The sequence below is a fragment of the Mycobacterium sp. E735 genome (assembly GCF_001666955.1).
Classification (GTDB): Bacteria; Actinomycetota; Actinomycetes; order Mycobacteriales; family Mycobacteriaceae; genus Mycobacterium.
On sequence record NZ_LZIX01000243.1, the window covers coordinates 1 to 17,474 of the forward strand.

Sequence of the window (17,474 nt, forward strand, 5' to 3'; positions counted from 1 at the left end):
GCCGTCCGCGGCAGCGCGGCGTCCACGCGGGACACGAAGTCGCGCAGCGGTTCCGGCCGGGGCAGGGCGCCGATCCGCCCCAGCCCGGCGTCGCCCGGCGCGGGCACCAACGCGAACAGGTCGAACGCCGGCTCCTCGTAGGGATGGGCGGCGCGCATCGCCGCCAGCACGGCTCCCCGGATCCGCGCGGGCGCGACCACCTCGAACCGATCCTCGGCCACCCGCTCGACGGTGCCGACGCTGCCCACCGCGGGCGACGCCCCTTCGTGCGGCAGGAACTGGCCGATGCCGCTGACACTCCAGCTGCAGTGCGAGTAGTCGCCGATGTGCCCGGCGCCGGCCTCGAACACGGCCGCCTGCACCGCTTCTGAGTTCTCGCGCGGCACGTAGACCACCCACTTGTCGAGGTCGGTCGCGGCCGTCCGCGGCTCCAGCGGTGCTTCGACGGCGAGGCCGAGGGCTTCGGCGAGCGCGTCCGAGACGCCCGGGGCGGCCGAGTCGGCGTTGGTGTGCGCGGTGAACAGCGAACGCCCCGTTCGGATCAGGCGGTGCACCAGCGCGCCCTTGGGCGTACTGGCCGCCACCGTGTCGACGCCGCGCATCAGCAACGGATGATGGGCCAAGAGCAGCCCGCCGTCGGGAACCTCGCCAACGACGGCCGGCGTCGCGTCGACCGCCACGGTCACCGACTCGAGCGCATCATCGGGGTCCCCGCACACCAGGCCCACCGAATCCCACGATTCGGCCAGCCCCGGTGGGTAGGCCTCGTCCAGCGCGTCGATCACGTCGGCCAGCCGCACGCTCACGCGCACACCTCCGAGACGGCCTCGACCAGCAGCGGCCATTCCCGGCGCACCGCGGCCCGCAGGTACCGTTGGTCCAGGCCGACGAACGTGTCACAGCGACGGATGGCAATCCCCTTGTCTCGCAGCTTGTTTCGGATCTCAACGGCGTCCGGGCGGCGGAACAGGACGAACGGCGCCCGCCCGTGGACCACCTCGGCACCCACCGACGTCAGACCGTCCACCATCTCGGCGCGCAACTCCGTGAGACGCTCGGCACCGGCCGCCGCTTCGGCGACGGACTGCGGGCCGCAGCACGCCGCGATCGCCGTCAGCTGCAGTGTGCCCACCGGCCAGTGGGCGCGCTGAGCGGTCAGCCGGTCGAGGACTTCCGGTGAGCCCAGGGCGTAGCCCACCCGCAACCCCGCCAGCGCCCAGGTCTTGGTCAGGCTGCGCAGCACCACCACGTCGGGCAGCGAGTCACCGGCCAGCGACTCCGGTTCGCCCGGGATCGCATCGGCGAACGCCTCATCGACCACCAGGATGCGGCCCGGCCGCCGCAGCGCGAGGAGCTGCTCGCGGGTGTGCAGCACCGAGGTGGGGTTGGTCGGGTTGCCGACCACGACCAGGTCGGCGTCGTCGGGGATTCGCACCCCGTCCAGGCCGAACGGCGGCTCGAGCACCACATGGTGCACGGCCACCCCGGCGGCGGTGAGCGCTGCCGCCGGCTCGGTGAACGAGGGCGCGACGATCGCCGCCCGCGCCGGACGCAGGTTGCTCAACAGCGCGAACCCCTCGGCCGCCCCGGCGAGCGGCAGCACCTCGTCGCGCGCCCGGCCGTGCCGCTCGGCGACCGCGTCCTGCGCCACCCGGACGTCCTGGGCGCTCGGATAGCGCGCCAAATCCGGCAGCCGCGCGGCCAGCCGCCGCACCAGCCATTCGGGTGGTTGGGCGTGACGGACGTTGACGGCGAAATCCAGCATCCCGGGTGCGACGGCCTGATCACCGTGATAGCGCGCCGCAGGCGGGGTCAAGTTCAGACTCGCCATCCGAGAAACACTAGTGGGCCGCGCCGGGGCGCGGCAGCGACACCGGCACACCCGGCCGCGGGGCATCGAGGACAATGGTGAGGTGACAGGCTCAACGTCCACCGATCGCCCTTCGCCACGCCTGGCGACCGAGCTGGTGATCTTCGACCTCGACGGCACGCTCACCGACTCCGCGGAGGGGATCGTGGCCAGCTTCCTGCACGCGCTCGAGCAGGTCGGCGTGGACGTGCCGGACGGCGACCTGGTGACCCAGATCGTGGGCCCGCCGATGGACGACACATTCCACGCCATGCTGGGCGAGGACGCCGAGCGGGCGATCGCGGCCTTCCGCGCCGAATACGCCGACCGCGGCTGGGCGATGAACACCCTGTTCGACGGTATCGAGCCGCTGCTGGCCGACCTGCAGGCCGCCGGCGCCCGGCTGGCGGTGGCCACGTCGAAGCTCGAGCCGACGGCGCGCCGCATCCTGGCCCATTTCGGGCTCGATCGGCATTTCGAGGTCATCGCCGGGGCGAGCCCGGACGGCTCGCGCAAGACCAAGGTCGAGGTGCTGGCGCACGCATTGGAGCAACTGCAGCCGCTGCCCGATCGGGTGCTCATGGTCGGCGACCGCAGCCACGACGTGCACGGCGCGGCCGCGCACGGCATCGACACCGTGGTGGTCGGCTGGGGCTACGGCCGCGACGACTTCCCCGACGGGGCGACCGCCGCGGGCGTCACGGCGGTGACGCACGCCGCGACCGTCGACGAACTGCGGGCGGTGCTCGGTGTCTGAGCGCGAGCCGCTGCACGTGACGTTCGTGTGCACCGGCAACATCTGCCGGTCGGTGATGGCCGAGAAGATGTTCGCCGACCAGCTGCGCCGCCGCGGCCTCGCCGAGGCGGTGCGGGTGACCAGCGCGGGCACCGGCAACTGGCACGTCGGGGAATGCGCCGACGACCGGGCGACCGACGTGCTGCGCGCCCACGGTTACTCCACCGACCACCGCGCCGCCCAGGTCGGCGAGGACCATCTGGCGGCCGACCTGGTGGTGGCCCTGGGCCGTAACCATCTTCGGATGCTGCGCGAGCTGGGCGTCGACGAGGAGCGGGTGCGGATGCTGAGGTCGTTCGACCCCCGTTCGGGCGCCCACGCCCTCGACGTCGAGGACCCGTACTACGGCGACGCGCGGGACTTCGAGGACGTGTTCACCGTCATCGAGGCCTCGTTGCCCGGCCTGCACGCCTGGGTCGACGATCGGCTGGACCGGAACGGATCGCCCTGACATGCGTCGGTTGACGTTCTTGCTGCGGCCCGGCTGGATCGCGCTGGCGCTGGTGGTCATCGCGTTCGCCTACCTGTGCTTCACCGTGCTGGCGCCGTGGCAACTGGGCAAGCACAACCGGACGTCGCGGGAGAACCGCCAGATCGAGTATTCCCTCAACACCGAGCCTGTTCCCCTGAAAACCCTGCTGCCGCAGCAAGGTTCGGCGGCCCCGAACGCGCAGTGGCGCCGCGTCACGGCCACCGGGCACTACCTGCCCGACCTCCAGGTGCTGGCGCGGTTGCGGGTGATCGAGGGCAAACCCGCGTTCGAGGTGCTGGCGCCGTTCGTCGTCGACGACGGGCCCACGGTCCTCGTCGACCGGGGCTACGTGCGGCCCGAGCAGGGCTCCCAGGTGCCGCCGTTCCCCCGCCCGCCCCGGGAACCCGTCACCATCACCGCGCGGCTGCGCGATTCCGAGGCCGTCGTCCCGGGCAAGGACCCGTTCACCCAGGACGGTGTGCAGCAGGTGTATTCGATCAACACCGAACAGGTCGCTGCGCTGATGAAGGTCCCCCTCGCCGGGTCCTATCTCCAGCTGACCGAGGACCAGCCCGGCGGGCTCGGCGTTATCGGCGTGCCGCACCTGGACGCCGGTCCGTTCCTGTCCTACGGCATCCAGTGGATTTCGTTCGGCATCGTCGCGCCGCTGGGTTTGGGTTACTTCGTGTATTCCGAGATCCGCGCCCGCCGCCGGGAAAAGCAACCCCCGGCCGCGGCTGCGCGGGCCCCGGAACCGCCGAAGACCGTGGAGGCGAAACTCGCCGACCGCTACGGCCGCCGCAGGTAACACAGCAGCCCCGCCACGACGGCGGCGCCCGCCTGCACCGTCCGCGACAGCGCCACCGCGCGCCGCAGGTCGGCCACCGTCGGCTCGTGGCCGTCGCCCAGGGTGGGCCGGATCTGCAACTCGTGGTGGTATTGCGTGGGCCCACCGAGGCGCACGCCCAGCGCCCCGGCGAAGGCCGCCTCGACGACGCCGGCGTTGGGGCTGGGGTGCCGGGCGGCGTCACGGCGCCAGGCCCGCACCGCATCCGAAGCCGACCCGCTGACGAAGGGCGCCGAACCTACCACCAGCGCCGCCGTCACCCGGGCGGCGACGTAGTTGGCTGCGTCGTCCAATCGTGCTGCGGCCCAACCGAATCGGGCATAGCGCGCCGAGCGATAGCCCACCATGGAGTCCAGCGTGTTGATGCCGCGGTACGCCAGCACCGCGGGCACCCCGCCCACGGCGGCGCACAGCAGCGGCGCCACCTGGGCGTCGGACGTGTTCTCCGCGACCGATTCCAGCGACGCACGCGCCAGGCCTGCGGCGTCCAGCCAGGCCGGATCGCGGCCGCACAACGAGGGCAGCAGGCGGCGCGCTCCCTCGATGTCCCCGCGTTCCAGCAGTTCCGACATCGCCAAGCCGGTGCGCGCCAGCGAGGTCCCGCCCACCGACACCCAGGTGGCGGCGGCGGTGGCCGCGATCGACCAGGGCCAACCGCCGCGCGCGGCGGCCCGTTGCAGCGCGGCGCCCAGCAGGCCCACCGCTCCCACCAGCACGCCGACGTGCACCACCCCCGCGCCCCTGGCGTCGCGGTAGGTCACGCGCTCCAGCCCCGCCGCGGCCCGGCCGAACACCGCGACCGGATGCCCCCGCGCCGGGTCGCCCAGCGCCACGTCGGCCAGGTAGCCGGCCAGCACGCCGGCCAGCCGCGTCCGCGTCGCCAACACCCTGGCAGCGTCTCACACGCGTGCCGAGCGCTAGGCCATGGCGAAGAGGCCCGCGACGATCACCGCGGCGATCAGCACGACGATCACCCACCAGATCAGCAAGGGTGAGTCGAACGTGGCCGTCGACGCGGTCGCCCGGTGGCGCGCCGGGCCCGTGGCCGGAACGCCGAATGGGGTGCTCATTTTGCTAGGCGTGCCCGTTTTCGGCCGGTTCTAACGTCCGGGTCGTGGTTCACTCGAAGGCATGGCGTCGTCCGCGACGAAGCGGCCCGCGACCCGGGTCGCCGACCTCCTGAACCCGGCGGCACTGCTGCTCCCGGCCGCGAACGTGATCATGCAGTTGTCCTTGCCGGGCGTCGGGTACGGGGTGCTGGAAAGCCCGGTGGACAGCGGCAACGTCTACAAGCATCCGTTCAAGCGAGCCCGCACCACCGGCACCTACCTCGCGGCCGCCACCATCGGGACCGAGTCCGACCGCGCGTTGATTCGCGGCGCCGTCGACACCGTGCACCGGCAGGTCCGCTCGACGTCGTCAAGCCCGGTGCCCTACAACGCTTTCGACCCCAAGTTGCAGCTGTGGGTGGCCGCGTGCCTGTACCGCTATTTCGTGGACCAGCACGAATTCCTGCACGGCCCGCTCGACGACACCACCGCCGACGCCGTCTACCTCGACGCCGCCCGGCTGGGCGCCACTTTGCAGGTGCCCGAGGGCATGTGGCCGCCGGACCGGGCGGCCTTCGACGCGTACTGGAAGCGCTCGCTCGACGAGCTGCGCATCGACCCCCCGGTGCGCGAGCATCTGCGCGGCGTGGCGTCGCTGGCGTTCCTGCCCTGGCCGTTGCGGGTTTTGGCCGGCCCGTTCAACCTGTTCGCGACGACGGGTTTCCTGGCTCCGGAGTTTCGCGCGCTGATGCGGTTGGACTGGTCGCGGGGCCGGCAGCGCCGGTTCGAGTGGCTGCTGTCCGCGCTGCGGCTGGCCGACCTCTTCCTGCCGCACGGGGTCTGGCTCCTCGGGTATCAAATCTACCTGTGGGACATGCGATTTCGTGCGCGGCGGGGTTGGCGAATCGTCTAGCCCCGGATCGTCGCGAAGAACGCGCGGACGTCGTCGACGAACAGCTCCGGCTGCTCGAACGCCGCGAAGTGTCCGCCGCGCTCCATCGTGGTCCAATGCGTGATGTTGTAGACCGGCTCGCACCAGCTTCTCGGCGCCTTCAGCAGCTCGTGCGGGAAAGCCGCGACCCCCGTGGGTAATTCGACTCGGTCCAGCTGCCCGAACACCCTGAAGCTCTCCCAATACAGGCGGGCCGACGACGCGGCGGTGTCGGTGACCCAATAGACCATCACGTTGTCGAGCAGCTCGTCGCGGGTGAACGCGTTCTCCGGATGGCCGTCGCAATCGGCCCACGCCCAGAACTTTTCGACGATCCACGCCAGTTGCCCCACCGGCGAATCGGCCAGCCCGTAGCCCAGCGTCTGCGGCCGGGTGGACTGCTGCTTGGAATAGCCGGTGCCCCACTTGCGGTGCTCGGCCATCGCGGCCATCGCCCGCTGTTCCTCGTCCGTCGGGTTCTTCAGGGACTCCGGGGTGGGCCGCCCGATGGGCATGTTGAGGTGGATTCCCGCGCAGTGCCCCCGGTTTCGCCCGATCTGCGTGGTCACCGCGGCGCCCCAGTCGCCGCCCTGGGCGCCGTAGCGGTCGTAGCCCAGGCGCAGCATCAGCGCCTCCCACGCCTCGGCGATCTTCTCCACCCCCCAGCCCGTGCGGGTCGGCTTTCCGGAGAACCCGTATCCGGGCAGCGACGGGCAGATGACGTGGAAGGCGTCCTCTGCACGCCCGGACGCCGGGTTCGTCAGCGGCTCGATCACCTTGTGGAATTCGACGATCGAGCCGGGCCAGCCGTGGGTGATCAGCAGCGGGAACGCATCGTCGTGCGGCGATCGCTGGTGGATGAAATGGATGTCCAGCCCGTCGATTTGGGTGGTGAACTGGTCGAAGCGGTTGAGCGCGGCTTCGCGTGAGCGCCAGTCGTATTCGTCGGCCCAGTAGCCGGCCAGCTCGCGGGTGTAGGCCAGCGGCATGCCCTGGCTCCAGTCGTCCACGCATTCGGCTTCCGGCCATCGGGTGCGCGCCAGCCTGGAGCGCAGGTCTTCCAGGACGTCCTCAGGGACGTCGATGCGAAACGGTTCCACGGGTTGCTCGTCCACGCTCCTGAGGTTGCCACACCGCCACGGTGCGGGGCGAGCGTAACGCCATGGCGAAGATCGGAGCCGAAAGTCGCCGTGGCGTTACGCCCACGACCGCCGCGAATGGGTGAGAGCGCGACAGGGACGCGAACCGGCGGAGCCGGCCGGTTGCCGGGCCGGCTCCGCGGGTATCGCGGTCGCTACTCGCACGGCGATCATGGCCACCGCGGTCAACTGAACTGTTCTGCGGACATCCATGTCGACGTGGCGATCAGGTCGCCGCGGTCGAGCGCGGCGGCGCGGTGCTCGTGGACCTTCGCGTACTCCTCCGTGGTGACCATCTCCAAAAACGCTCCCGGCGTCGGGTATTCGACGAGCAGGATCGCGTCCCACCACGGCTCTTGACCCTCGCCGATGACCACCGCGGGGGCGGTGCCGCCGAAGCGAACCTTCGCGCCGACGCGCTCGAGGTGCGGCGCGACCTCCGCCCCGTATTGCAGGTAGCGCTCGAGGCCGCCGGGGTTCTTGAACTTCAGCAGATTGACCATCACCACCGGGGCGTCGGCCGGCCGCGCGACGAGCGCTTTCACCTGCTCGGGGGTGGTCTCTATCGAGGTGCTCATGTGGATCTCCTTGTCGTTGTCAGTGCTGGCTAACCGTGCCGGCGGCCCCACCGCCGATGTAATTGACCGGCCCCGCTTGTTGCGCCTCGGCGACCACCGGGGTCAGGTGGCGGATCATCACCGCGTCGAGGACGGAGTGGAATTGGCCGTCCTCGGTGAAATTGATGTTGGCTCCCTCGACGCGGATGAACACGACCGTGTCCTCGGTGTTGGACTCCGGGCAGACGAAGGTGTGCACGGAGCCGGCCGGCTCGTACAGATACGAACCGGCGGTCTGCGGCTGATCGGGGTACTCGAGGTAGTACCAGCGACCCGAGAGTGTGTAGGCCTCCGCGGTGCCGGTGTGGTAGTGCACGGGCAACTGGGCTCCGGGACTCAAGACGGCCAGCACCACCCAGCAGCCGGCTTCCAAATCGAGGCGAAGCGGCTTGAAGTGCACTCCTGGGGCGAGCGCGTCGCGCAGCAGGGGGTTGTCCCCCTCGTTGACCGTCAGGAGTTCGCCCTGCGGCAGGGCCGCCAGCGGCAACGGCGTTCCGGAGCTTGTCTTGGCCGATGTTGGTTCAGCGGCGAGCGTCATGGTCTTTCCTTGGGCTGCAGTGACTTCCCCCGCATCGGTGGAAGGGCGGTGTTGGTACCGCCGACTCCACGATGCCGAAGTGGCATGCCTTCGGTCTTGACCGTCAGAGACTACCTTTTGGCTTTTGACGACACCGGGGTCCGTTCGCTACTAGCATCCCGGAGCATGTCGGTGGTGCGCGGCACGGCGCTGTCGAACTATCCCGAACTGGTCACCGAGCTGGGCGGTGACCCACGACGGCTGCTGGCGCGCGCGGGGATACGGCCCATGGACATCGGCCATTACGAGGTGTTCGTGCCGTTGCGCGGAGTGGTTTTCGCCTTGGAGTCGGCAGCCGAAGAAACGGCCACACCGGATTTCGGCCGCCGCCTGGCCCGGCGGCAGGGCATCGAGATCCTCGGTCCGGTGGGGGTGGCGGCCCGCACGGCGGCCACGGTGGGTGACGCGATGGCGATCTTCGGCACCTTTCTTGCCGCGTACAGCCCCGCCCTGTCGGTCCGCGCCGCGCCGGTGCCGGACCGTCCCGAACGTTCTTTTTTCGAGTTTCACATCCTCATGGAGCGCCTGCCGCCCGTCATCCAAAGCGTGGAGTTGTCGCTCGGCGTGATCCTGGAGGTGCTGCGGCTGCTGCTTGGCGCCGCGTACTGCCCGCTTTCGGTGCACGTGCCCCATGAGCCGGTCACCCCCGCCGCGCAGTATCGCGAATACTTCGGATGCAGGCCGTATTTCGCGGAGCCGGTCGCCGGGTTCACTCTCCGAACCGCCGACTTGAGCGGCTCGCTCCAGCACGACGAACTGGCTCACCGGGCTGTGGTCGAATACCTCAGCACGCTGATCGGCCCGCGCGGCCCGGACATGAGCCAGTCGGTGCGCACGATCGCCCGGCAGTTGTTGCCCACCGGCGCCGCGAAGCTCGAGGTGATCGCGGCGCAGTTCAACATCCATCCCAAGACGTTGCAACGCAGGTTAGCCGACGAAGGCACAACGTTTTTCGAGCTGATCGACGACTTGCGGCGCGAAACCGCCGAGCACTACCTGCGCGACACCGACATCGACCTGTCTCACCTTGCCCGAGAGCTCGGCTACACCGAACAAAGCGTGCTGACCCGATCCTGCAAGCGCTGGTTCGGCACCGGGCCGGCGGCCTACCGGCGCGCCCTCAGACCCCGCAGACATCCCGCCTTTTCCTGACCTCACAGTCCGACAGCCCGCTCCAAGTCCTTGAGTGAGGTTTCCAGGTGGCCGAGCAGGCGCTGCAGGTGCGGGACGGCGCGACGGCATCCGACGAGACCGAAGTCGAGGCTGTCGGCACTGGTGGCGACCGTGACGTTGAGGGCCTGCCCGTCCACGGCGATCGACAACGGGTAGTTTCCGTCGAGGCGGGCCCCGTTGCAGTACAACGGTTTCTGCACACCCGGTACGTTGGAGACGACGATGTTGAACGGCGGCGGCGTTGCCGCGCCGAGGCCCGGAATCCCGCCGAAAGCGGCCGGCGCCAGCAAGCCCATCCCCAACGCCATCGCCTGGGCGCGTGGCAGTTCGGACAGCACCAGCTTGTTGTCGCGCATGGACTCATGGATGGTCCGCAGACGGTCGGCCGGATCGTCGCGGTCGGTCGCCAGGTTGCACAACACAGCAGAGACCACGTTGCCGCCGTCCGCGTCGCGTTCGGTGCGCAGATTCACCGGGACCATCGCGGTCAGCGGCTTGTCCGGCAGCGCCTCGTGATCGGTGAGGTAGGAGCGTAATGCGCCGGCGCACATGGCCAGAACGACGTCGTTGACCGTCATTCCCGCGACGTTCTTCACGTCCTTGATGCGGTCCAGCGGCCAGGACTGGGCGGCGCACCGCCGGGCACCGCCGATCGGAACGTTCAGCATGGTGCGCGGAGCCCGAAACGGCAGGGTCAGCTGCTGTTCGAGCAGCGCGGCGCGGGTCAGCTTCAGCGTCGCCGGCGCGAAGCCGGCCGCGGTCGCAATGGCGTCGGCCAGCATCGCGCGGCGCCCACGAGCCGGCCGCTTCTGCCGCGGCGGCGGTGCCCAGGGAGCCCGAATCACGGTGTCATGCGGGTCAGCGCTCAAGGCGCCCTGCAACATTCGCAGCGCGGACACGCCGTCGACGACCGCGTGATGCATCTCGGTATAGACCGCGAAACGTCCGTCCGCCAACCCCTCGATCAGATGTGTCTCCCACAGCGGGCGGTGCCGGTCGAGCAGGGTTCCGTGCAGCCGCGACGTCAACTCGAGTAACTCGCGGACCCGTCCGGGCGCGGGCAGCGCCGAGCGCCGCACGTGATAGCCGAGGTCGATCTCCTCGTCGAACTTCCACAGGGCGTTGCTGAACGCACCGAGCGTCTTGGCCGGACGCTTCCGGAAGGCGGGAGCCACGTGGCCGCCCGCCACCAAGGCGTCGTAGATGTCGCGAGCGAACTCCGGGCCGGCGCCCGGCGGCGGCGTGAACAACTGCAGGCCGGCGACGTGCATCGGGTGCTCGCGAGACTCGGCCAGCAGGCAGAAGGCGTCGACTGGTGCGATGAGGTTCATTGTTCCTTCGGCTTTCGTCATGGATGGTCGCGCTCACGCGCTCATCGCCGCATCAGGTGTGCGCATCGCCGCCACCGGGATGAAAGTCAAGTTGCCATCCGCGACGGAGCTCTCGCGCAGCATCTTGGCGTCGGCGAGGTGGTCCATCGCCGTCCGCCACGGCTGGCGGTCGCCCTGGCGCGGGAACTCCTCGACCGCCCTCTGGACGTAGCCGGCGTGCACTTCCAGTAGCGGCATGGTGCGCATCTCCCCGCTGATGTGCGGGTAGCACACCGCGTACCCGTGCGCGTCCATGTGGTCGAGCAGGCGGCACAGGTGCTCGCACACCGGGCCGACCTTCAACGTCCACGACGAGTTGGTGTAGCCGAACGAGTAGGCGAAGTTGGGCACCCCGTCGAGCATCATCCCCTTGAAGGCGACCTTCTCCGGCAGGTTCACCGGTGCACCGTCGACGGTCAGGGTGATGCCGCCGAATGCCAGCAGGTTCAGCCCGGTCGCGGTCACGATGATGTCGGCCTCGAGCTCCCGCCCGGACACGAGCCGGATGCCCTTCTCCGTGAAGGTGTCGATCCGATCGGTGACCACCGAGGCGCTGCCGTTGCGGATCGCGGCGAACATATCCCCGTCGGGGACCGCGCAGAGCCGTTGGTCCCACGGGTTGTAGGCCGGCCGGAAGTGCTCGTCGACCGGGTATCCCTTCGGTAGCTGCCTGGCGTTGAGGTAGCGGATGATGCGCCGTGCGGTGTCGGGATGGCGTTGGCACAGCCGGAATACCGCGCGCTGCTTGGCGATGTTCTTGCGCCGGGTGATCGCGTACGCCCGCTTACGCCCCACCAGCTTGGGCAGCGCATTGGCGATACGGTCCTTCGCGGGAACCGGCAGGACGTAGGTCGGTGAGCGTTGCAGCATCGTCACGTGGGCCGCGGCGTCGGCCATCGCCGGAACCAGCGTGACTGCGGTGGCGCCGCTGCCGATGACGACCACGCGCTTACCGCTGTAGTCCAGGTCCTCCGGCCACAGTTGCGGATGCACGATCTGCCCCGAAAACCGTTCGCGGCCCTCGAACTCAGGGGTGAAACCTTGGTCGTAGCGATAGTAACCGCCAGCGCAGAACAGCCAGCCGCAGGTGATGCGCACCCGCGCACCGGTGTCCGTGCGCTCGACGTCGACCGTCCACCGGGTGTCGGTGCTCGACCATGACGCACTGATCACCTTGTGGTGGAAGCGAATCGCGGGCGCAATGTCGTTTTCCGCGACCGTCTCGCGCAGGTAGACCATGATGGCATCGGCGCTGGCGATCGCCTTGTCGTTCTCCCACGGCTTGAACTCGTAGCTGAAGGTGTGTAGATCGGAGTCGGAGCGAATCCCCGGGTAGCGGAACAGATCCCAGGTGCCGCCGATCTCACCGCGCGCCTCCACGATCGCGAAGGTCTTGGCCGGCCGCCTGGTCTTCAGGTAGTACGCCGCCCCGATGCCGGAGATTCCGGCCCCGACGATCAACACGTCGACGTGCTCGGTGGTGGTGGTCATCGCGAGGCTCCTTTGCTTTCGATGTAGTGCATCAACTGTGCGGCACCAGCGGCCCATAGGTCTTGACCGAAGAGGACTCGTATTTAGCATCCGGAGACAGGCGAGCTGCAGATATGCGCGCAAGGGTGCCCTCGGCCACCTGTGCGAGCGGGGGTCAGATGCCGGCGAGGAAGCCGCGGAGCCGGTCGAGCAGGACGTCGGGGCGCTGCTCGGCGAACCAGTGGCCCACGCCGTCGACCAACTCCACGTCGAAGTCCCGAACCCGCCCCTCGTACCCACGCAACAGCGTCGGGGTGAGCACCGGGACTCGCGATGAGGGCCCGAGCGTGCGGCCACGGCGAAAATCGAGCCTGCAAGTCGCGATGGCGTTGTGCCCGCGAAGCGGATGAGTGGGCGCGGACGGTATCGAACCGCCGACCGCTGGTGTGTAAAACCAGAGCTCTACCACTGAGCTACGCGCCCGTGCCCCGGGGAGGCTACACGTCCGAAGGGCCGGTACTCAAAACTGTAAGCCCGCGTCAGGCCCGCTCAGCCCCGCAAGGCCGCCAGGGCTTCGGTCCACAGCCCCTGGTTGCGCGATTCGCCGGGTTGCTTCATCTCCGCGAACCGGATGATGCCGGCCTTATCGACGACGAACGTGCCGCGATTGGGGTAGCCGGCCTCGTCGTTGAATACGCCGTAGGCCTGGCTGACCTCGCCGTGCGGCCAGAAGTCCGACAGCACCGGGAAGGTGAAGCCGCTTTCCAGCGACCAGATTCGGTGCGTGGGCGGCGGACCCACCGAGATCGCCAGCGTGGCGCTGTCGTCGTTCTCGTAGTCGGGCAGGTGGTCGCGCAGCTGGTCCAACTCGCCCTGGCAGATGCCGGTGAAGGCCAGCGGGAAGAACACCAGCAGCACGTTCTTGGCGCCGCGGTAGGAGCTCAGGGTGACACGCTGTTGGTTCTGGTCGCGCAGTGTGAAATCCGGGGCGGTGGCGCCAACGGGCAGCATCAACGCTTCCCGGTTCGGGACTTCGGCTGCACCAGTCGGCTGGCGCTCCAGTCGCCCAGGTTGACCGACGACGTCGGCATCAGGCCGGCGGTCGGGGCCGCCTCGGCGATTTCGGCAGGCAGGACGTGGCCGGGCTTGCCGGTCTTGGGCGTCAGCACCCAGATCACGCCGTCCTCGGCCAGCGGACCGATCGCGTCCATCAGGGTGTCCACCAGGTCGCCGTCCCCGTCACGCCACCACAGCAGCACGACGTCGACCACCTCGTCGGTGTCCTCGTCGAGCAGCTCAGCGCCACACGCTTCCTCGACGTCGGCCCGGATCTCGTCGTCGGTGTCCTCGTCCCAGCCCCATTCCTGGACAACTTGGTCTCGTTGGATGCCCAGTTTGCGAGCGTAGCTCGGGGCGTGATCCGCCGCGACCACCGTGGAGCCTCCTTAAACCGTCCCGCGCCGTGCGATGGGGATTATCGTCGCACAGCCGCAACCGCGTCGACACCCGCGCCTTTAGAAGGATGCCAGGCACAGTTTCAGCGCTTTCGTCTTGGCGTCGTTGAGGCGGTCCACGCGCCGATTGAACTCACCCGTCGCGGCGTGGGTGCCGATCGCGTTGGCAACCCCCCGGGCCGCGTCGATATACGTGTTGAACGCGTCCTTCAGCTGCTGGGACAGCGCATCGCTGAAGCTGTTGCCCACGGTGTCGGCGCTGCTGTTCAGGGCGTCGATCGCCGGGCCCTCCGTCGGGCCGGTGCTGCGGCCCGCGTTGAACGCGCCGACGAAGATGTTCACCTTGTCGATCGCGTCCTTGCTCGACGTGGCCAGCGTGTCGCACGAGGTGCGCACGGCCCGGGTGGTGAGCGATTGCTGCCGCTGGGACTCGCGGACCCGCGAGGTCGCCGACGACGCGGACACCGACGCGGACACCGACTGCCGATACGCCGGGGCGACCTGGGTGTCGGGGGTGGCGGTGCCGTTGGTGACGGTGGTACACCCCACGATCCCCATCAGCGTCGCCGCTATACATCCGAGCGCCAAAGCGCCTCGCCTGGGGGAGCCCCCCGCAAGGACGGCACGCCATCCACTGAGCACGGCTCATGACGTTACCGGGTGGCCTCCCCGATCGTTTCGCTACGCGCGGGTTCGTGTCCGCGGGGTGAACCCGCGTCAGCTACCCGATGTCGGCTAGCCCCGCGAAACGCCGGTGCGGCACGATAGGGGGAGACGGTGCACGGCACCCCGAGGGCACAAACCCCGCCAACTACAGGAGAGTGCGTTGACAACCGAGTTCGCGCGCCACGATCTGGCCAAAACCCCTAGCAGCGCAAGCGAACCCGACCGCGTTCGGGTGATCCGTGAAGGCGTGGCGTCGTACCTGCCCGACATCGACCCCGAGGAAACGTCGGAGTGGCTGGAATCCTTCGACGAGCTGCTGGAGCGCTCCGGGCCCGCGCGGGCCCGCTATTTGATGCTGCGGCTGCTGGAACGGGCCGGCGAGCAGCGCGTCGCCATTCCGTCGCTGACGTCAACCGATTACGTCAACACGATCCCGACCGAACTCGAGCCGTGGTTTCCCGGCGACGAGGACGTGGAGCGGCGCTTCCGGGCCTGGATCCGCTGGAACGCCGCCATCATGGTGCACCGCGCGCAGCGCCCGGGAGTCGGCGTCGGCGGCCACATTTCGACGTACGCGTCGTCGGCGGCGCTGTACGAGGTCGGGTTCAACCACTTCTTCCGGGGCAAGTCGCATCCCGGCGGCGGCGACCAGGTGTTCATCCAGGGCCACGCGTCGCCCGGGATTTATGCGCGCGCCTTCCTCGAAGGCCGGCTCAGCGAGGACCGGCTCGACGGCTTCCGCCAGGAACACAGCCACGCCGCCGGCGGGCTGCCGTCCTACCCGCACCCCCGGCTGATGCCCGACTTCTGGGAATTCCCAACCGTGTCGATGGGCCTGGGCCCGCTCAACGCCATCTACCAGGCGCGGTTCAACCACTACCTGCACGACCGGGGCATCAGGGACACCTCCGACCAGCACGTGTGGTGCTTCCTCGGCGACGGGGAGATGGACGAGCCGGAGAGCCGCGGGCTCGCGCACGTCGGCGCGCTGGAGGGCCTGGACAACCTGACGTTCGTGATCAACTGCAACCTGCAGCGCCTCGACGGCCCGGTGCGCGGCAACGGCAAGATCATCCAGGAGCTGGAGTCGTTCTTCCGCGGCGCCGGCTGGAACGTCATCAAGGTGGTCTGGGGCCGCGAGTGGGACGCCCTGCTGCACGCCGACCGCGACGGCGCGCTGGTGAACCTGATGAACACCACCCCCGACGGGGACTACCAGACGTACAAGGCCAACGACGGCGCCTACGTGCGCGACCACTTCTTCGGCCGCGACCCCCGCACCAAGGCGCTCGTCGAGAACATGACCGACGCCGAGATCTGGAACCTCAAGCGCGGCGGCCACGACTACCGCAAGGTGTACGCCGCCTACCGGGCCGCCCTCGACCACAAGGGCCAACCGACGGTGATCCTGGCCAAGACCATCAAGGGCTACTCGCTGGGCGCACACTTCCAGGGCCGCAACGCCACCCATCAGATGAAAAAGCTTGCGCTGGAAGACCTTAAGCGCTTCCGGGACTCCATGCGCATCCCGATCAGCGACGCCCAGCTGGACGAGAACCCCTACCTGCCGCCCTACTACCACCCGGGGTCGGACGCCCCGGAGATCCGCTACCTGCTCGACCGCCGGCGCACCCTCGGCGGGTTCCTGCCCGAGCGCCGCACCAAGGCCAAGGCGCTCAAGCTGCCCGGACGCGAAATCTACGCCGCGCTGAAGAAGGGATCGGGCACCCAGGAGGTCGCCACCACCATGGCGACCGTGCGCACCTTCAAGGAAGTGTTGCGCGACAAGGAGATTGGGCCGCGCATCGTGCCGATCATTCCCGACGAGGCGCGCACATTCGGCATGGACTCCTGGTTCCCGTCGCTGAAGATCTACAACCGCCTGGGCCAGCTCTACACCGCCGTCGACGCCGAGCTGATGCTGGCGTACAAGGAGAGCGAAGTCGGGCAGATCCTGCACGAGGGCATCAACGAGGCCGGGTCGGTGGGCTCGTTCATCGCGGCAGGCACCTCGTACGCGACGCACAACGAGCCGATGATCCCGATCTACATCTTCTATTCGATGTTCGGTTTCCAGCGCACCGGCGACGGGCTGTGGGCCGCCGCCGACCAGATGACCCGCGGCTTCCTGCTCGGGGCCACCGCGGGACGCACCACGCTGACCGGCGAGGGGCTGCAGCACGCCGACGGTCACTCGCTGCTGCTGGCCAGCACGAATCCCGCCGTGGTCGCCTACGACCCGGCGTTCGCCTACGAGATCGCCTACATCGTGGAGAGCGGGCTGGCGCGGATGTTCGGGGAGGACCCCGAGGACGTGTACTTCTACATGACCGTCTACAACGAGCCGTACGTGCAGCCGCCGGAGCCGGAGAACTTCGACCCCGAGGGCGTGCTGCGGGGCATCTACCGCTACCGCGCGGCCACCGAACAGCGCGCCAACACCGCGCACATCCTGGCCTCCGGGGTGGCGATGCCGTCGGCGCTGCAGGCGGCCGAGATGCTGGCCGAGTGGGACGTCGCCGCCGACGTGTGGTCGGTGACCAGCTGGGGCGAACTGAACCGCGACGGCCTGTCCATCGAGAAGGCCAAGCTGCGCCACCCGGACCGACCGGCCGGGACCGCCTACGTCACCCAGGCCCTGTCGAATGCCGACGGGCCGGTGATCGCCGTGTCGGACTGGATGCGCGCCGTGCCCGAGCAGATCCGGCCGTGGGTGCCCAACACGTTCGTCACGCTGGGCACCGACGGCTTCGGCTTCTCCGACACCCGGCCCGCCGCCCGGCGCTACTTCAACACCGACGCCGAGTCGCAGGTGGTGGCGGTGCTGGAGGCGTTGGCGCGCGACGGTGAGATCGACCCGTCGGTGCCGGTCGCGGCCGCCCGCCAGTACAAGATCGACGACGTCCAGGCCGCGCCAGAGCAGACGTCCGACCCCGGGGTCGCCTGAGCGCCCAGGATTCCGCGAGCGCCCCGCCAGCCGGGCGCTGGGACGCGAGCGCCCGCTTGCCGGGCACCCGCCGCACCCGCTTCCCCGCTACCCGCGAGTGTGCGGCCAGCCGCACAC

Annotated in this window: 19 protein-coding genes and 1 tRNA gene; 6 read left to right on the plus strand and 14 right to left on the minus strand. The window is 69.4% G+C overall.

Going from position 1 to position 17,474, the window contains the following annotated elements:
* Nucleotides 1-806, minus strand: an 806-nt coding sequence (locus A5704_RS19715; protein WP_067890638.1) for a YqfO family protein, incomplete at its 3' end; no start/stop codon positions are given.
* Entirely contained in the window at nucleotides 803-1,831 is a 1,029-nt protein-coding gene (cobC, locus tag A5704_RS19720) for an Rv2231c family pyridoxal phosphate-dependent protein CobC (protein ID WP_067749692.1), read from the minus strand. The genes cobC and A5704_RS19715, both read right to left, overlap by 4 nt.
* Before the next feature lie 82 nt (nucleotides 1,832-1,913).
* Here cobC and A5704_RS19725 point away from each other — a divergent pair, with 82 nt between their 5' ends.
* The 3 genes from A5704_RS19725 to A5704_RS19735 are packed head-to-tail and all read left to right on the plus strand — an operon-like array spanning nucleotide 1,914 to nucleotide 3,925.
* A complete protein-coding gene (locus tag A5704_RS19725) occupies nucleotides 1,914-2,606 on the plus strand; it encodes an HAD-IA family hydrolase (RefSeq protein WP_197508512.1) in 693 nt (230 codons plus the stop codon).
* Nucleotides 2,599-3,096: a low molecular weight protein-tyrosine-phosphatase gene (locus tag A5704_RS19730; RefSeq protein ID WP_067749691.1), complete on the plus strand. Its 498-nt coding sequence runs from the start codon at nucleotides 2,599-2,601 to the stop codon at nucleotides 3,094-3,096. Before A5704_RS19725 ends, A5704_RS19730 begins: the two co-directional genes overlap by 8 nt.
* Nucleotide 3,097: 1 nt before the next feature.
* Nucleotides 3,098-3,925: an SURF1 family protein gene (locus A5704_RS19735; protein WP_067778490.1), complete on the plus strand. Its 828-nt coding sequence runs from the start codon at nucleotides 3,098-3,100 to the stop codon at nucleotides 3,923-3,925.
* Here the strand turns inward: A5704_RS19735 and A5704_RS19740 are convergent.
* Together A5704_RS19740 and A5704_RS28470 are read right to left on the minus strand one after the other, a co-directional pair.
* Nucleotides 3,907-4,851, minus strand: a complete 945-nt coding sequence (locus tag A5704_RS19740; protein ID WP_067778488.1) for a cobalamin biosynthesis protein — start codon at nucleotides 4,849-4,851, stop codon at nucleotides 3,907-3,909. The genes A5704_RS19735 and A5704_RS19740 overlap by 19 nt on opposite strands.
* Nucleotides 4,852-4,881: 30 nt before the next feature.
* A complete protein-coding gene (locus A5704_RS28470) occupies nucleotides 4,882-5,034 on the minus strand; it encodes a hypothetical protein (RefSeq protein ID WP_156669934.1) in 153 nt (50 codons plus the stop codon).
* Nucleotides 5,035-5,095: 61 nt separating this feature from the next.
* On the opposite strand from A5704_RS28470, the gene A5704_RS19745 reads away from it, so the two are divergent.
* Nucleotides 5,096-5,926, plus strand: coding sequence for an oxygenase MpaB family protein (locus tag A5704_RS19745; protein WP_067749686.1), 831 nt, complete (start codon nucleotides 5,096-5,098; stop codon nucleotides 5,924-5,926).
* On the opposite strand, the gene A5704_RS19750 is transcribed toward A5704_RS19745, so the two are convergent.
* The 3 genes from A5704_RS19750 to A5704_RS19760 form a co-directional block, all read right to left on the minus strand.
* Complete coding sequence (locus A5704_RS19750; protein ID WP_067890643.1) at nucleotides 5,923-7,044, minus strand: epoxide hydrolase family protein; 1,122 nt, start codon at nucleotides 7,042-7,044, stop codon at nucleotides 5,923-5,925. The genes A5704_RS19745 and A5704_RS19750 overlap by 4 nt on opposite strands.
* A gap of 224 nt (nucleotides 7,045-7,268) precedes the next feature.
* Nucleotides 7,269-7,661: a DUF1330 domain-containing protein gene (locus A5704_RS19755; protein ID WP_067749702.1), complete on the minus strand. Its 393-nt coding sequence runs from the start codon at nucleotides 7,659-7,661 to the stop codon at nucleotides 7,269-7,271.
* 19 nt (nucleotides 7,662-7,680) lie between these two features.
* Nucleotides 7,681-8,238, minus strand: coding sequence for a 2,4'-dihydroxyacetophenone dioxygenase family protein (locus tag A5704_RS19760; protein ID WP_067749684.1), 558 nt, complete (start codon nucleotides 8,236-8,238; stop codon nucleotides 7,681-7,683).
* A gap of 165 nt (nucleotides 8,239-8,403) precedes the next feature.
* Here A5704_RS19760 and A5704_RS19765 point away from each other — a divergent pair, with 165 nt between their 5' ends.
* Entirely contained in the window at nucleotides 8,404-9,429 is a 1,026-nt protein-coding gene (locus tag A5704_RS19765; protein WP_067890580.1) for an AraC family transcriptional regulator, read from the plus strand.
* 2 nt (nucleotides 9,430-9,431) lie between these two features.
* Here the strand turns inward: A5704_RS19765 and A5704_RS19770 are convergent, their stop codons facing one another.
* The 7 genes from A5704_RS19770 to A5704_RS19795 all read right to left on the minus strand — a co-directional run bounded on the left by A5704_RS19770 (nucleotide 9,432) and on the right by A5704_RS19795 (nucleotide 14,386).
* On the minus strand, nucleotides 9,432-10,781 hold the full coding sequence (locus A5704_RS19770; protein ID WP_067890583.1) for a wax ester/triacylglycerol synthase family O-acyltransferase: 1,350 nt from the start codon (nucleotides 10,779-10,781) through the stop codon (nucleotides 9,432-9,434).
* Between the two features lie 33 nt (nucleotides 10,782-10,814).
* Nucleotides 10,815-12,311 carry an NAD(P)/FAD-dependent oxidoreductase gene (locus A5704_RS19775; RefSeq protein WP_067749677.1) on the minus strand — a complete coding sequence of 499 codons (1,497 nt, stop codon included), beginning with the start codon at nucleotides 12,309-12,311 and terminating at the stop codon, nucleotides 10,815-10,817.
* A 154-nt stretch (nucleotides 12,312-12,465) separates the two neighbouring features.
* Nucleotides 12,466-12,612, minus strand: a complete 147-nt coding sequence (locus A5704_RS28475; protein ID WP_156669933.1) for a hypothetical protein — start codon at nucleotides 12,610-12,612, stop codon at nucleotides 12,466-12,468.
* 89 nt (nucleotides 12,613-12,701) lie between these two features.
* Nucleotides 12,702-12,773: transfer RNA gene (locus A5704_RS19780), tRNA-Val, on the minus strand.
* Between the two features lie 66 nt (nucleotides 12,774-12,839).
* Nucleotides 12,840-13,301, minus strand: coding sequence for a peroxiredoxin (locus A5704_RS19785; protein ID WP_067749675.1), 462 nt, complete (start codon nucleotides 13,299-13,301; stop codon nucleotides 12,840-12,842).
* Nucleotides 13,301-13,723 carry a DUF3052 domain-containing protein gene (locus A5704_RS19790; RefSeq protein WP_067269553.1) on the minus strand — a complete coding sequence of 141 codons (423 nt, stop codon included), beginning with the start codon at nucleotides 13,721-13,723 and terminating at the stop codon, nucleotides 13,301-13,303. Before A5704_RS19790 ends, A5704_RS19785 begins: the two co-directional genes overlap by 1 nt.
* A gap of 81 nt (nucleotides 13,724-13,804) precedes the next feature.
* A complete protein-coding gene (locus A5704_RS19795; protein ID WP_082950078.1) occupies nucleotides 13,805-14,386 on the minus strand; it encodes a hypothetical protein in 582 nt (193 codons plus the stop codon).
* Between the two features lie 184 nt (nucleotides 14,387-14,570).
* On the opposite strand from A5704_RS19795, the gene aceE reads away from it, so the two are divergent.
* Nucleotides 14,571-17,357, plus strand: a complete 2,787-nt coding sequence (aceE, locus tag A5704_RS19800; protein WP_067749672.1) for a pyruvate dehydrogenase (acetyl-transferring), homodimeric type — start codon at nucleotides 14,571-14,573, stop codon at nucleotides 17,355-17,357.
* The last annotated feature ends 117 nt before the right edge of the window (nucleotides 17,358-17,474 follow it).

Excerpts from the sequence above, each read along its gene's own strand:
- cobC (WP_067749692.1), bottom strand. The coding sequence starts at position 1,831 with ATGGCGAGTCTGAACTTGACCCCGCCTGCGGCGCGCTATCACGGTGAT.
- A5704_RS19735 (WP_067778490.1), top strand. The coding sequence starts at position 3,098 with ATGCGTCGGTTGACGTTCTTGCTGCGGCCCGGCTGGATCGCGCTGGCG.
- A5704_RS28470 (WP_156669934.1), bottom strand. The coding sequence starts at position 5,034 with ATGAGCACCCCATTCGGCGTTCCGGCCACGGGCCCGGCGCGCCACCGG.
- A5704_RS19745 (WP_067749686.1), top strand. The coding sequence starts at position 5,096 with ATGGCGTCGTCCGCGACGAAGCGGCCCGCGACCCGGGTCGCCGACCTC.
- A5704_RS19755 (WP_067749702.1), bottom strand. The coding sequence starts at position 7,661 with ATGAGCACCTCGATAGAGACCACCCCCGAGCAGGTGAAAGCGCTCGTC.
- A5704_RS19760 (WP_067749684.1), bottom strand. The coding sequence starts at position 8,238 with ATGACGCTCGCCGCTGAACCAACATCGGCCAAGACAAGCTCCGGAACG.
- A5704_RS19765 (WP_067890580.1), top strand. The coding sequence starts at position 8,404 with ATGTCGGTGGTGCGCGGCACGGCGCTGTCGAACTATCCCGAACTGGTC.
- A5704_RS19770 (WP_067890583.1), bottom strand. The coding sequence starts at position 10,781 with ATGAACCTCATCGCACCAGTCGACGCCTTCTGCCTGCTGGCCGAGTCT.
- A5704_RS19775 (WP_067749677.1), bottom strand. The coding sequence starts at position 12,311 with ATGACCACCACCACCGAGCACGTCGACGTGTTGATCGTCGGGGCCGGA.
- A5704_RS19785 (WP_067749675.1), bottom strand. The coding sequence starts at position 13,301 with ATGCTGCCCGTTGGCGCCACCGCCCCGGATTTCACACTGCGCGACCAG.